This window comes from Thiomonas sp. SCN 64-16 (assembly GCF_001725585.1).
GTDB lineage: Bacteria > Pseudomonadota > Gammaproteobacteria > Burkholderiales > Burkholderiaceae_C > Thiomonas > Thiomonas arsenitoxydans.
On sequence record NZ_MEGQ01000003.1, the window covers coordinates 1 to 13,093 of the forward strand.

The 13,093-nt window shown below is 61.4% G+C and carries 13 protein-coding genes and 1 pseudogene; 10 read left to right on the plus strand and 4 right to left on the minus strand.

What is annotated here, in order from left to right; all coding sequences use genetic code 11:
* Nucleotides 1–127 precede the first annotated feature (127 nt).
* On the minus strand, nt 128–1,066 hold the full coding sequence (locus ABT24_RS01000) for a LysR family transcriptional regulator (protein ID WP_276729161.1): 939 nt from the start codon (nt 1,064–1,066) through the stop codon (nt 128–130).
* Nucleotides 1,067–1,162: 96 nt separating this feature from the next.
* Between ABT24_RS01000 and ABT24_RS01005 the strand changes: the two genes are divergently transcribed.
* The 10 genes from ABT24_RS01005 to ABT24_RS01050 all read left to right on the plus strand — a co-directional run bounded on the left by ABT24_RS01005 (nt 1,163) and on the right by ABT24_RS01050 (nt 10,721).
* A complete protein-coding gene (locus ABT24_RS01005; RefSeq protein WP_276729158.1) occupies nt 1,163–1,582 on the plus strand; it encodes a tautomerase family protein in 420 nt (139 codons plus the stop codon).
* A 299-nt stretch (nt 1,583–1,881) separates the two neighbouring features.
* Entirely contained in the window at nt 1,882–3,201 is a 1,320-nt protein-coding gene (locus ABT24_RS01010; protein ID WP_276729155.1) for an OprD family outer membrane porin, read from the plus strand.
* A gap of 11 nt (nt 3,202–3,212) precedes the next feature.
* Nucleotides 3,213–4,274 carry an ABC transporter ATP-binding protein gene (locus ABT24_RS01015; protein ID WP_276729152.1) on the plus strand — a complete coding sequence of 354 codons (1,062 nt, stop codon included), beginning with the start codon at nt 3,213–3,215 and terminating at the stop codon, nt 4,272–4,274.
* 28 nt (nt 4,275–4,302) lie between these two features.
* Nucleotides 4,303–5,289 carry an ABC transporter substrate-binding protein gene (locus ABT24_RS01020; RefSeq protein ID WP_276729149.1) on the plus strand — a complete coding sequence of 329 codons (987 nt, stop codon included), beginning with the start codon at nt 4,303–4,305 and terminating at the stop codon, nt 5,287–5,289.
* 39 nt (nt 5,290–5,328) lie between these two features.
* On the plus strand, nt 5,329–6,948 hold the full coding sequence (locus ABT24_RS01025) for an ABC transporter permease (RefSeq protein ID WP_276729145.1): 1,620 nt from the start codon (nt 5,329–5,331) through the stop codon (nt 6,946–6,948).
* A 180-nt stretch (nt 6,949–7,128) separates the two neighbouring features.
* Nucleotides 7,129–7,698 carry an NADPH-dependent FMN reductase gene (locus ABT24_RS01030; RefSeq protein ID WP_112487934.1) on the plus strand — a complete coding sequence of 190 codons (570 nt, stop codon included), beginning with the start codon at nt 7,129–7,131 and terminating at the stop codon, nt 7,696–7,698.
* A 528-nt stretch (nt 7,699–8,226) separates the two neighbouring features.
* Entirely contained in the window at nt 8,227–8,841 is a 615-nt protein-coding gene (locus ABT24_RS01035) for a gamma carbonic anhydrase family protein (RefSeq protein ID WP_112488560.1), read from the plus strand.
* Complete coding sequence (locus ABT24_RS01040; protein WP_172981003.1) at nt 8,810–9,373, plus strand: MarR family winged helix-turn-helix transcriptional regulator; 564 nt, start codon at nt 8,810–8,812, stop codon at nt 9,371–9,373. Before ABT24_RS01035 ends, ABT24_RS01040 begins: the two co-directional genes overlap by 32 nt.
* Before the next feature lie 243 nt (nt 9,374–9,616).
* Nucleotides 9,617–10,162: a DinB family protein gene (locus ABT24_RS01045; RefSeq protein ID WP_112487932.1), complete on the plus strand. Its 546-nt coding sequence runs from the start codon at nt 9,617–9,619 to the stop codon at nt 10,160–10,162.
* Nucleotides 10,155–10,721 (plus strand): DUF2867 domain-containing protein, encoded by a 567-nt coding sequence (locus tag ABT24_RS01050; protein WP_112487931.1) that lies wholly within the window; start codon nt 10,155–10,157, stop codon nt 10,719–10,721. Before ABT24_RS01045 ends, ABT24_RS01050 begins: the two co-directional genes overlap by 8 nt.
* 139 nt (nt 10,722–10,860) lie before the next feature.
* On the opposite strand, the pseudogene ABT24_RS15635 reads toward ABT24_RS01050, so the two are convergent.
* From ABT24_RS15635 to ABT24_RS01065, 3 genes and pseudogenes are all read right to left on the minus strand, one after another.
* A pseudogene (locus tag ABT24_RS15635) lies at nt 10,861–10,987 on the minus strand (Tn3 family transposase); the annotation flags it as partial.
* A gap of 111 nt (nt 10,988–11,098) precedes the next feature.
* Nucleotides 11,099–11,710 (minus strand): LysE family translocator, encoded by a 612-nt coding sequence (locus ABT24_RS01060; RefSeq protein ID WP_112487929.1) that lies wholly within the window; start codon nt 11,708–11,710, stop codon nt 11,099–11,101.
* An 84-nt stretch (nt 11,711–11,794) separates the two neighbouring features.
* On the minus strand, nt 11,795–12,997 hold the full coding sequence (locus tag ABT24_RS01065; protein ID WP_156054205.1) for a tyrosine-type recombinase/integrase: 1,203 nt from the start codon (nt 12,995–12,997) through the stop codon (nt 11,795–11,797).
* Between the last annotated feature and the right edge of the window lie 96 nt (nt 12,998–13,093).

Here is a 13,093-nt window from a genome sequence, read left to right on the forward strand (position 1 = left end):
ACCGTAGACTTATCCACACCCGACTGCGACGCAGTCGGCCTTAGACCCCGGGTCAAAATTGAATCGGCACGGTGGGTCAAAATTCCATCGGCACGAACAATCAGCTGGGAAGGGTGCCGGTGGGGCATCAGGTCCAGTTCGGACTGGTCTGTGCCGTCGCGTTGGAAGCGTCCCCCGAAAACGCGGCCAGCAAGACGGACAAAGTGCCCTCCACCAGCGCATCGGCCTTTTCATGGGGCACGCGCAAGCTGAACTCGACATCGGGCAAATCCGGCAAGGGGCAATCCGCAGATGGGTCCATCCGGCGCATTCCGGCTGGAATGGCCGATGCATTCAGACAGGAGATACCAAGCCCTGCCGCCAGAGCGAGCTGCAAGCCAAGAACGCCGGAGGCACTATGGGCGATGAAGTAGGGCATGCGATTGGCGTGCAGCGTGCGCACAATGAATTGCTGAAGGGCACAGGTCTCGGGGAGAACGACCAGGGGTAAAGGTTTGCCCCCTTCGTGTACCCAAGAAGGTTCGGCAATCCATGCCAAGGGTTCACGCAGCACGTGCAGACGTTTCGCCTTCGACGTTTGCGACCTGCGCGCCGCGTGGCTGTCCAGTATGCGCATGGATAGACCGATGTCGAAGTCCGTATCCGCCTGTCCGCTTTCGATGATTTCGCTCTTTCGGATCGAAACATGCAAGCGGAGGTGCGGGTATCGCATGCGAACCTGGCGCAGCAGCTGTGCAATGACTGTGGGGCGGAAGTAGTCGGTGATCGCCAGACGCAGGTCGCCTGCCAGCTGGATACCCCGCATCTCCTGGTAAACACGTTCGTGCTGGGCCACCAGCTGGCGGGCATGCCCGAGTAGACGTTGTCCTGCGGGCGTCAGGGAGATTCCCTTCTTGCCCCGATGAAACAAGAGCGCGCCGCAGTGCTCCTCCAACTTACGGATTTGTTCGCTGACGGCCGATTGTGAACGGCACAGCCGCGGGGCCGCCGCGGTAAGGCTGCCCGCGTCTGCAACTGCAATGAGAGCCTGGAGGAGAGTAATGTCGAAATGGTGCATGGCATCCATCGGCCTATCCGATGGATGCCATCATAAGTTCCCGCTTTTGATGTGAATGGATTCCTTCTAACCTGCGGGCATCCCTTCACGATTCGGAACTGCCCCATGCCCTTCATCACCCTGCATCTTTCTGGAAGCCCTGACCCTGAACTGAGCCGCGATCTGAGCAAGAGGATTGGCGCACTCGCCTGCAAACTGTTGCGCAAGGATCTGAGGCGTACCTCTGTCCTCGTGCGCTACGTCCCCCATGCCGATTGGTTCATCGCAGATCAGTCGCTGCAAGAGTTGGGGCGCAATGCCTTCCGCCTGGAAGTGACCGTCACGGACGAAACCAATACGCGGGACGAGAAGGCCATCTTTCAGCGCGAGGCATTCCAAGCGCTCTCGACCTGGATCGGTAATGTGCACCCGCATTCGAATATCCATGTCATCGACTGTCGTGCAACCGCCTATGGTTACGGCGGCGTCACGCAGGACAGACACTATCAGGGCTTGGACTTGGGTACTGTCCCCAACGGCCCTTGATCCTATAGCTGCCGCTGTTCCTGGCGGCCTTCAGCACCACGCTCACGACACCCAGATGCCGACCCACCGCATGGCGCCAACGATCAGCGGTGCTATCGAGCCACCGCTGAAGTGACCTCGCTTCCACCGAGACTGCTGGAGGACTATACGAGTGAAAATCATGGGCATAACTGCAACCATGCGAAACGTTTAGTGACCAAAAATTAATTTCATCGTTTCGTCACTTTTTCTCGGGAACATGAGTCCATTTACGGCCAGCCACGAATGTCTGGCCGGACCCATCAGACCACGCCCCTGAAATGACGACCCATCCATTCACCTTGCGCAAGCCCTTGCTTGCCTTCGCTCTCAGTGCCGCCTCTGTGCTCAGCCTGCCAACGCCGTCCCTGGCCGCATCACCAGCGAGCTTCTTTCACGTGTCAGGATTTGTGCGCCTCTATGGTTTCAACAAGAACTACGGCGCACCGACCAAGCCGGATCAGCGCTCCTCGGCCCTAGGCGAAGGCCTCAACATCACCACAGATCCCTTTCTCGGGGGCTTCGGACTCGGGCTGAGCGTCTACAACGCCAATGCCATCGAAACCTTCCCGGCTGGAGACAAGGCGCAAGAGACTACGTTGATGGGCGCCAAGTCCTCGCTGACCACTGTCGGACAGGCCTATGCCCAGTATGCGCGTGACGGCGCGCTGATTCGCGCCGGGCGTCAGATCATCAACACCCCCTGGATGGGCGCGCGCGACTCTCGGATGATCCCCCAGACCTTCCAGGGAGTCTGGGCCTCGATCGCGCCTGTGAAGGGTTTGCAGTTGATGGCCACGCGCATCAACGCCTTCAGGAGTCGGACCTCCGATAGCTTCACGCATGACAACCTCTACTACCCCAATGGTTACGAGGGAGACACGCTGTATGGGACAACCACCGTTTTCCCTAAAAAAACCGTGCTGCCGGAGGCCAGCGGCACCAGCGTGGTGGGCGCACGCTATCACTCCGGCCCCATTCATGGTGAGGCCTGGTTCTATGACTACACCGACTTTGCGCGCAGCACCTATCTGAACGGCGGCTACGCTTTCGGCAAAGCCCACGACGCTTTCGCCCCCTACGTCGATGCGCAGTTCATGCACCAGACGGGCGGCTCGATGTTTCAGAAGTACAAGGCAACGCTGTTTGGCAAAGGCGGAGCGGTCGATTCCACGCTCTGGGGCCTGCGCGGCGGCGTCAAGTTCTCGGGCAACAATGTCTCCTTGGCCTACAACAAGCTGGAAGATCACGCCAACGCCTTTGGCGGCGGCTCCATCGTTTCGCCCTACGGCGATCACACCGCGATGTACGCGGCAGTGATGACCGCCAACCTGCTGGCCTACGGACCGGGAGATGCCACCGAGCTGGCCTACAGCCGAAGTTTCCTCGACCATCAGCTCAAGCTGAAGGTGGCCGCGCTGAAGTTCCACACGACCTACAGCGGCAATCCGCATGCCGTTTATTTCGATGCCACCTACGCTTTGAACGGCAAGCTCAAGGGACTGTCCATTCGCGAGCGCCTGGCGATCAGTAATGGGGCGTCTTCGGCGGCCTATCGCTCACTGGTCTACAACCGCCTGATGCTGCAATACCGGTTCTGAGAGCGGCGGGCATGACGGCATTGCGCATCCGTGGACTGCAGGCGGACTACGGAGGTCAGCCCGTTCTGCGTGACATTCAGTTCGATCTGGAGCCGGGCGACTATGCCTGTCTCCTGGGACGATCCGGATCGGGCAAGAGCACCCTGCTCGCGGCGATTGCAGGGTTTGTCCACCCCCATGCGGGGCAGATCTCGATCGATGGCGAAACGGTCTGCGATCCAACCCAGTCGATCGACCGTCCGCCGCATCAGCGCGGCCTGGGCATGGTGTTTCAGGAGGCTAATCTCTGGCCGCATCTCGACGTGATCGACAACATCCTGTTCCCCTTGCGCGCACGCAAACTGCCGGTCGATCACCGATGGGCCGAGGAGTTGCTGGATCGCGTGGGTCTGGCCGGGTATGGCCGACGCAAGCCCGCCACCTTATCGGGAGGCCAAAGGCAACGTGTGGCCATTTGCCGCGCGCTGGTGGCTAAGCCCAGCTTGGTGTTGCTCGACGAACCTCTATCTGCCGTCGACGGCCAGACCCGAGAAGAATTGCAGAGCTATCTGCAGACCCTGTTCGGCGAAACCCGCACGACCGCGCTTCACGTCACGCACGACCCCTCCGAGGCGTTCGCCCTCGGACGGCATGTGGCCGTTCTCGAGCAGGGACGCATCGTGCAATGGAGCACGCCAGCGACGGTGTACCGTGAGCCGTCCAGTGAGGTCGTGGCCGGACTGACCGGCAGTTTTCGCAGCGTGCCGGTCAACGTCGATTTCCTTGAGCAGAACGATCTCGCTCGATTCACCTTCGACGGCAGGGCTTGGCAAGCCCCCGCCCACTCCTCGCTCCGTACCGGGCCTGCGCGCCTGCTGCTTCGTCCTGAGGCGGTTCGCATCCACGCCCAGGCGGGCGCCTGGCGGGTGCATAAGCGCCGCTTTGAAGCTGGGCTCTTCCACGTTGAAGTCGAACACCCTAACGGCGATCGCATCCAGGGCACCAGCCCGCACGATCTGTCCCAGGATGCGGTGTCCATCGACCTCGTTTCGGAGCACTGCTGGCTCCTCCCCGCCGACAACCATCCCGCCTGAGCCTTTCGTCCTTTCTCATTAGTCAGCCATGAAACACAAACTCCTTTTTGCCTTCGCACTCGTCCTCACTGCGTTCTTTGCCCGTATGGCGAACGCCGCCGATCTCGTGGTCTACAGCAGCGCTCCCGCCTCGCTGGCCAAAGCGCTGGCTGCTGGATATGCCAAACAAAGTGGTCAGCATGTGGATCTTTACACCGCCAGTACCGGGAAGATCATGGCGCGATTGGCTGCTGAAGCTGCCCAGCCTCACGCGGATGTGGTCATTCTCGCGGACTGGACGGCGGGACTCGCCCTGGCCAATCAAGGTCTGGTACTGCCGTACCGGCCGGACGCGATCCTCAAGACCCTGCGTCCCCAGGTCAATGCGCCCGGCCCCTTCCTGCCGGTTGGCGCCGATGTCGTCGGTCTGGTCGTCAATACGCATCTGGTCGGTGACAAACAGGCGCCGCAGGATTGGTCCGATCTCACCAACGCGAAATGGAAGGGCCAGCTCACCATGCCCGACCCCACGCTCTCGGGCACCGCCTCTGACTTTGTCATCGCCTACGCCGCGCATGAGGGCCAAAAAGGCTGGGCCTGGCTCGATGCCCTCAAAGCCAATGGTTGCATCTGGCCCGGCCCCAATGCCAGCGCCTTGCGCCCGGTGGAAATGGGTGAGCGCAGCGTCATGGTGGCAGCGGTCGGCCATACCGCCCTCAAGGCCAAGCTCGCGGGCAACAGTCTTGATCTCATCATTCCCAGCAGCGGGGTGCTCCTCATTCCCCGACCAATAATCGTCATGAAGAGCAGCCACCAAGCAGCGGCGGCAGAGCGCTTCGTCGACTTCGCGATGTCCCCTGCGGGCCAGACCGATGTGGCGAAGGCGCTGCTGCTCCCCGCAGTCTCCAGTGTGCCGCCCGCGACGGTCTGGCCCGATTCGGCCCTGTCCCATGTACTGCCGGTGGACTGGGCCGCATTGACGCAGCAACGCAAGACCGTTCTGGCCCGGTTCAGTCATCAGATTCTTGGCCGGTGAATGCAGAGCGGACGATCGTTTCGCCGAACTGCGGAGATCTTGCTGCTCGGCACGTTTGCCCTGCTGATCCTGGCTCCCGTTGCGGCTCTGCTCTTCGAGGCGGCAACTCCGCTTACCCACGGACAGAGCTGGCGTACCCTGCTGGGTCACGACCTCTTCGCCAACCTGCTTGCCACCCTCGAACTGGCCGCGCTCACGGCCGCGCTGTCACTGATCGCCGGTGCCCTGCTCGCAGGCCTCGTGGAGGCGACGCCGGTCCGCTGGCAACAAGGGCTCGAGCCGCTGCTCCTCGGCTCCTTCCTCATGCCGCCCTACCTCACCGCGGTGGCGTGGTCGCTGATCGCAGGGCCGGTGGGCCTGTGGAACCAGGTTCTCGGTCATGGTGGACTGGCGCTTGCCAAGCTGCTGTACTCCCTGCCTGGCATGGCGATCGTCATGGCCCTGCACTTGACGCCGCTGGTCTATGTCATGGCCAGCGCGGCGCTTCGTGGCGTCGATCATCGCCTCATCGAGACGGCCCAGGTTCATGGCGCATCGCCACTGCGTGCGCGCTGGATGGCCTATCGACCAGGAGTGGCTCCTGCGTTGTTGGCCGCGACCTTGCTGGTGTTCCTCGCCAGCACTGAAGAATTTGGCGTGCCTAAGGTGCTCGGTGATATGGCGGGCGTTCAGGTGCTCAGTGTGGCGGTGGAGCAGGCGCTCGACGTCTGGCCGGTCAATCTGCCGCGAGCTGCGGGCATCGGTTTGCTCCTGGGCACACTGGCCCTGATGATCTGGCTGCTCGCCTTGCCCCTGACCCGGATGACCGCAACGTCGGCGCAAAGGCAAGCTGGGAGGGTGCGGCGCTGGTGTGCCTTGCCGCCGCTGCTGTTCGCCGTCATCGCCACAGGGCTGCCGCTGGCGGCCATCGGGGTAACGGCCCTGCAGAAGGCCGTCACCAACGGTTTGGCTTCAGGCAATTGGACCTGGAAGCATTTTGCGCAGGTGCTCACACCGGGCGATGGCGGGCTCGCGGCCTTGCAAACCAGCATCGGGCTGTCCGTCGGTACGAGCGTGGCAGGTATGGCGCTGGCGGTGACCGGCCTGTTCATCCTTCAGCGGTTTCCTGAGCGGACCCGAAGATTCCTGGAGGTGCTGGGCTATGCGCCGCAGGCGATTCCCGGCGTGGTGATGGCGACCGGACTGATTCTGTTCTGGAACGCTCCGGGCAACCCGCTGCCGATCTATGGTCATGTGCCCATCATCGGCATGGCCTATCTGGCGCTCACCCTCCCCTATGCGCTGCGCTACGCCGCAAGTGGTCTGCAGCAGGTTCCAGTCGGGCTGAGCCAGGCAGCAAGCGTGCACGGCGCGCGACCACCCCGTGTGCTGACTCAGATCCATCTGCCGCTGGCCTGGCCGCATGTTCTCGCAGGCGGCGCGGTTCTGTTTGCGTTCTGCATGCGCGAACTTGCCGCATCGATTCTGTTACAGCCGCCTGGCACTCAGGTGATCTCGACCTATGTCTATGCGCAGTTCGATCAGGGGAATGTCAACGACGGCATGGCCTTGGCGGTCGTGGGCATTGCGTCGACGCTGCTTGTGCTCATCGCGGTGCGCGGCGTGGTTCAAGGTTTGTCCAAGACCCGTTCCGCGGAGGCGCCTGCGTCTGCAAAATAGAGCGCCTTTGATCTTCGACCGAAGCAGTAGGGAAAATCCACCGACTTGTTGTTTGCAACATCGCTCCTGCCCGTTCAAGTGATAACGGACTGTCGCAGCGTCAACTGGTCGCACCGAATGCGCCATCGCTCCGATAGTCCGTACCGCCCCACGTGATGAACACCACCGTAGAATCCCGGCATGCCCCCTGATCTCATGCGCGTCCTGGCCATGGCCGGAAGCCTGCGCGCGGCTTCGATCAATGCCGCGTTCTGCCGCGCAGCAGCTCGCCTGGCACCTGCCGATCTGTCGATATCGGTCTATCCGGGCTTGGGCGACCTCCCCCTGTTCAACCCGGATCGAGAGATCGATCCGCCTCCCTCGGTTCGACACCTGCGGCAGTCGGTTCGACAGGCAGATGCTCTGTTGATCGCCAGCCCCGAATACGCTCATGGTGTATCGGGCATCATGAAAAACGCCTTGGATTGGCTGGTCAGTGACGAAGGGTTCGTGGGCAAACCCGTGGCCCTGGTCAACACCTCCCCCAGGGCCCATCATGCTTACGATGCGCTGCGTGAGACGCTTCTAACCATGTCAGCCGTGATGGTCGAGGGCGCATCGCGCGACATAGCCCTGCTTGGCGCATGTGTGACTGAGGACGCCATGGTGAATTCCGGTGAGGTCGCGGAGTCGATCCGCCACATTGGCGAAGCCTTGAGGGTTTACCTGCTCTCACCAGAATGGCCCGGCCCCTCGGGCAAGACACGATGAACCTGATCCAGTCCAGCCCTCTCCTGGACCGCAGACATGTCTGAGCGTTGATCGGGACCGCTCAAGGAGCCCCGGGGTCGCAGCTCGTCCTCGGCGCGTTTGTCTTGCAATCCTCAGTCCGAACTCCAATGCAGTAGCCTCTACGTCTCATTCGGCAGCGACTGGTGGCCCTACGCGCTGCGCCGTATTGGCGAGAGCCAGGAAAACGCATGGCAGCTTGCGCGCTCTCTACTCGGCGGCAGCTAGCGACGATTGCAAGCCGCGTAGCAATACCCGGCGGCCGGTGCCGGAGTGGAGCTACAGACGGAGTTCGTGAGTGACAGTAGCTGGACCGATGCGGCCGTCGCCCATCCTCAGTACGCTGACTGCTATACGTCAGCGAGCGGGCATCGTCTGCATTCCATCCAACGCGCCCGTTACCGATAGTCTGCGGGCGTCGCGCCCCGACGTTCGGTGCCTCGAACGCTTGGCAATGATGCTCTTGCCCATCTATCATTCATGCATGCTGCATGCAATATGGAGACTCATATGTGGATTCAAAACGATCAAGATCATCCATTCGTTGACCCAAGCGCCAGGGTCGCATCTACCGCTGTCATCTCAGGCGACGTGCACATCGGAGCGAATTGCTCCATTGGCCACGGCGCTGTACTCATCTCTGAAGGCGGACCGATTCGCATCGGCGACAACTGCGTAATCATGGACACTGCGGTTATTCGCGGCGTGCCGGGGCACGTAACGCAGATTGGAAGCTGCGTTCTCGTGGGGCCGCACGCCTACCTCGTCGGATGCTCAGTGGAAGATGAGGTGTTCATAGCAACTGGTGCGGCCGTTTTCAATGGCGCCATTCTCCGGCGCGGCAGTGAAGTGCGAATCCACGCCGTGGTGCATATCCGCACGGAGCTTGCCGCTCACGCAACCGTCCCCATCGGCTGGGTCGCTGTGGGGACACCTGCCCAAATTTTTCCTCCTGGGGATCACGAAAGGATCTGGACCGTTCAGAAGCCGCTCGACTTCCCGCGTTACGTGTTCAACACGGAACGTCCCCCGCAGGGGGAATCCATGATGGCCGCGGTCATGCCGCGCTATGCAGCCGCGCTTCGGCGCATGCATGCAACTGACAGGCTCTATGAACAAGCGTGAGAGAAATCAGGCGCTGCAGGCCAATAAACTGGGCGCCATGTGGGCCGTGCTTGACCGAGCCATTAGCGGGGCGTTGGAAGACTATTCGCCATCCAGCGCGGCAATCCTGCTTTGGCTCTCCTATTGGCCACCTATGAGCGTGAGCGAACTTGGCAAGGTGCTGAGCCTTTCCCAACCCGCTTGCTCGCGCGCAATTGACCGCCTGGCAGCTTCTGGGTTTGTCCGGAAATCCCATAGCGGATCCCGCGAGACTTTGGTAGAAATCCTCGCAGCAGGCCGCGTTGAAGCCATGCGCCTGCAAACCCAGCGCCTTTCGACCCTAAGTGCGATGCTAAGCACGCTGGCCAAGTCAGAACAAGCGGAGTTCACGAACCTGCTCGACAAACTGCTCGCCGGAGCAGTAGAGAACCGAGCCGATGCGCGCCATATCTGTCGCTTTTGTGACCATGGCGTCTGCGACGGGCCGCTTTGTCCAGTGGGTTGTCGCGCAACGCAGATCGAGCAGTCCGCGCAAGGCGAAGAGCGCGGCTGAGCGCCATACACGGGCCGTCAACACAGCCGATATGCGAACTCAGCAGTGCCTTGGCACGATGGTGGCTACGATCGCCAGGGCCACAGCTATCGTATGTTCAATACTAAGGCCTTCCGATTTGTCCGGAGCATATGCGGAGTAAGAAATTGCAAAAACCTCGCCGTCAATGATTTGGCTCGGCATAATCATGGTTCGCTGCGCCGACGTACATTGCGTTAGGCATCTCAGGGAGTAATCGCGCGCATGTCAAGCACCACACTTCGATCGCTGTTCGGGTACAAGTCCTGGGCCAATCAGGAGTTATTCGCCACCCTTGCAGGGCTACCTGCCGAGCACGCAGAACATCTCCACACATGTATCCGAACGCTGAACCACATCTACGTCGTTGATCGCATCTTCAAGGCCCACCTGAGCGCCGAGCCAAGGCCCTTCGACGCCACGAACACCAAGAGCACGCCCACCCTTGCTCAATTGCGGTCCGATGTGGCGGCCACCGATGCTTGGTACGAGCACTACGCTGCAAGCCTGAGCGCAACCAATCTCGCCGAAGTCATCGACTTCGAGTTTACCGACGGGGACAGCGGGCGCATGTCCCGAGAAGAAATCCTTCTCCACGTCATCGCACACGGTGGCTACCACCGGGGTAATGTTGGTCAAGTCCTCAAGTCCATCTCCCCCCCATCGCCTCGCGATCTATACACCAAGTTCCTCCACCAGAGCGAGCCCGCACGAAGGGAGGCTCCAACCCGACGCTCACCCCTCAGTTCACACGTCAAACCGCATGAATGAAGGTCCGCGCGAAACTACTGCACCGCCAAGCAGCCTGGTCGCAGGTCTGCTCGTCGGCTCCGACTTCCACGACTCTTGGTCAGTTGAATCCAACGCAGTCGAACTCCCAGCGCTTGACCACTTCATCGCTGCCATTGGACATACTCCCAAGTGGGTCAATGCGTGCATGGCCTTGCGCAACCGAACGGCGTCCCTGCTGGGGCTCAAGGACCTTGGCCACCTGTCTGCTCTCATTCCCGGCAAGTCGCCCTCAGAGTACCGCCTAGGCGACCGCGTCGGAATCTTCACGCTCTTCGAGAACACCTTCGACGAAGCGCTGCTCGGAGACAAAGACAAACACCTGAACGTCATTCTGTCGGTTCATCGCGCCTTGCTTCCTGGAGAACCCAAGGTACTGATCACCGTCACCACAGTGGTTCATGTGCACAACTCGCTTGGGCGCATCTATATGCTGCCGGTAAAACCAATGCATCGAGTCATTGTCCCCGCGGTCCTCGACGCGATCGGCAATCGAATGAATAGGGGGTCTGGACCGCAATGGGAAAGAGAAGTCAGTTAAACCCCATGAACGCATCTGCAAAATTTCATAAATCAATCCCTGTGGACAACAGGCGTAGCTCTCCACGCGCGTCGGACGCCGACACGGCGCGCGAGTATTTTGATGTTCTTGCGTCGACGGCGTCTGCCGCCCCCCTCCTTGGGCCACACCCGGTAGCCCTCGCTGCGCAACCGCATCAGCACGCCTTCCATGTACCGCGTGTTCCGCAATACGATCATGTTCACAATCAGGCCGAGCGCATTCAACAGGTCTTTTTGTCCTGCGCGACATGCGTTGACACGAAGGAGGGAATCGGCATCGAGAGGGCGACTTGCAATTGAGCAGCCTGGCCTCACCCCGTCGATACACCTGTCGTTCGTCATGGGGTCATACCCGCGCTAATTGCTGATGATCGCCATCACGCCCAGCACGACGAACAGCGTGCCGGCGAGAATTTGGCCGATCCGCAGTGCCGGGCCGCCCGGTGACACGCGGGCACGCAACGGATGGGCGAGCAGGATGCAGAACACGTCGGCGGCGGAAAACAGCAGATTGGCGCAAGCGCCGAGCAAGAACAGTTGCCAGCCGAGCCCGAGCGACGCGTCAGGATTCGTGAATTGCAGCAGAAACGAAAAATAGAACAGCGCTGATTTCGGATTCGACGCCTCGATGAACGCGCTCGAAGACACAACGTTGTTCGGCACCTTGATCGCCGCGTCCTGCCCTACGGGTGCACGGATGCGCTGGATGCCGAGCCAGATCAGATAGCCTCCACCGACCCCCTTGAGCACGTGATACAGCATCGGTGATGTCTTCAGCACCGCGACCGCACCGAGCGCGACGATGCAGATCTGGAAAAAGGCGCCGAGGTGGATGCCGAGCGCGGACAGGAAGCCGACACGCCGCCCGTGCTGAAGCGTCAACGATACGGTCTGTAGCAGCGCGGGCCCAGGAATGAAGCCGAAGCCGAGGCAGGTTAGGCCGAAGAACAGCGCTTTTTCTGGCAACATCAGAAACAGTCTCCAATCACACGGTTCACCGGCTCAAGAATCGCCGGACGGACAACGATCCGCCCGGATTCCACATGGGCCGAGTCATGACAAACGCTGGCGGTTGGTGATTACGCTTTCGGTTGGCTTATCGGTTTGCCACTGTTGATCCAGCCAGTCTGCCCACCACTGCATCAGCCCCCGGCGCTGGTCCAGATATTGCGCCCGGTTGTACGCCGCGCGAACCGCATCCGTCTCGCGGTGCGCGAGCTGGCGCTCGATGACATCGTGCGCAAAGCCCGATTGCTCATTGAGCACGGTGGACGCCAGAGCCCGAAATCCATGCGCCGTCATCCGACCGCGATAGCCCAGTCGGTAAAGCGCGAACAGGAAGGTGTTCTCCGACAGCGCATGCCCCGGGCGCAGCGGTGAATCCAGCACTAGATTGCGGTCACCTGTGAGCACCCGAAGTTGTTCAAGCACCGCCCGCGCCTGTTGGGACAACGGTACGACGTGCGGCAATCCCGCCTTCATGCGGTCTTCGGGAACTACCCAGACCGTGCCGTCCTCGCGCAGCTCAGCCCACCGCATGCCGCGCAACTCGCCAACGCGCACGAAGGTCAAGGCCAGCAATTGCAACCCCAGGCGGGTGATCGGCTCTTCATAGCTGTCGATCGCAACAAGCAACGCACCAGCTTCGCTAGGCGGGATACTGGCCATCGGCTTTTTCACCTTGCGCGGCTGCAGCACCCGCACCAAGCCGCCGGCACCGTGGCTCTCGATGTAGCCCACATCCTGCGCGTAATCGAACACCGCCGCGATGCGCCCGGCCACCCGATGCGCCGTTTCAACGCGGCCGCCCTTCTGCACGGCCTGCACCACCTCAACGAGCTTCGTGCGCGGGATCTGGTCGATCGGGAGCGAACCAATCGCGGGGTACGCGAAGCGCTCCAGCGTCCCGGCTACCTGCCCCTGGTGCTTTCCGTTGGACAGGGAGGGAAGTTTGATCTTCAGCCACTGCTCCGTGATGGCCTTGAACGTCGGTGCGACCTTCGCGAGTGGCGTGGCGGTCGCCGCCTCGGCCGGTGCGCTTTTGGCCTGCGTATGCGCTGCTCGGGCCTGCGCCAAAGTCATGGCCGGGTAGCGGCCGTAGGTCCGCGTGCGCTGTTTGCCGTTCAGCTCGTAGTTGGCGCGCCAGCTCTTCAGCCCGGTGGGCGCCACAAAGAGGTACAGGCCACCGCCGTCGGTGAGTTTGTAGGGCCGCTCCTGCGGCTTGGCTGCCTCGACAGCCTTCACGGTGAGACTCATGGTATCGCCCTTCAGGATGCCATGGACGATACCACGTTTGGCGGCTGGCTGGCGTGGTATCGCCCCGGATGCAACGGGACGATTATGGACGCGCTC

What these genes read in the sequence shown, in the direction of transcription:
- ABT24_RS01000 (WP_276729161.1), bottom strand. Translation starts at nt 1,066, where the DNA reads ATGGATGCCATGCACCATTTCGACATTACTCTCCTCCAGGCTCTCATT.
- ABT24_RS01005 (WP_276729158.1), top strand. Translation starts at nt 1,163, where the DNA reads ATGCCCTTCATCACCCTGCATCTTTCTGGAAGCCCTGACCCTGAACTG.
- ABT24_RS01010 (WP_276729155.1), top strand. Translation starts at nt 1,882, where the DNA reads ATGACGACCCATCCATTCACCTTGCGCAAGCCCTTGCTTGCCTTCGCT.
- ABT24_RS01015 (WP_276729152.1), top strand. Translation starts at nt 3,213, where the DNA reads ATGACGGCATTGCGCATCCGTGGACTGCAGGCGGACTACGGAGGTCAG.
- ABT24_RS01020 (WP_276729149.1), top strand. Translation starts at nt 4,303, where the DNA reads ATGAAACACAAACTCCTTTTTGCCTTCGCACTCGTCCTCACTGCGTTC.
- ABT24_RS01030 (WP_112487934.1), top strand. Translation starts at nt 7,129, where the DNA reads ATGCCCCCTGATCTCATGCGCGTCCTGGCCATGGCCGGAAGCCTGCGC.
- ABT24_RS01035 (WP_112488560.1), top strand. Translation starts at nt 8,227, where the DNA reads ATGTGGATTCAAAACGATCAAGATCATCCATTCGTTGACCCAAGCGCC.
- ABT24_RS01040 (WP_172981003.1), top strand. Translation starts at nt 8,810, where the DNA reads ATGCAACTGACAGGCTCTATGAACAAGCGTGAGAGAAATCAGGCGCTG.
- ABT24_RS01045 (WP_112487932.1), top strand. Translation starts at nt 9,617, where the DNA reads ATGTCAAGCACCACACTTCGATCGCTGTTCGGGTACAAGTCCTGGGCC.
- ABT24_RS01050 (WP_112487931.1), top strand. Translation starts at nt 10,155, where the DNA reads ATGAATGAAGGTCCGCGCGAAACTACTGCACCGCCAAGCAGCCTGGTC.
- ABT24_RS01060 (WP_112487929.1), bottom strand. Translation starts at nt 11,710, where the DNA reads ATGTTGCCAGAAAAAGCGCTGTTCTTCGGCCTAACCTGCCTCGGCTTC.
- ABT24_RS01065 (WP_156054205.1), bottom strand. Translation starts at nt 12,997, where the DNA reads ATGAGTCTCACCGTGAAGGCTGTCGAGGCAGCCAAGCCGCAGGAGCGG.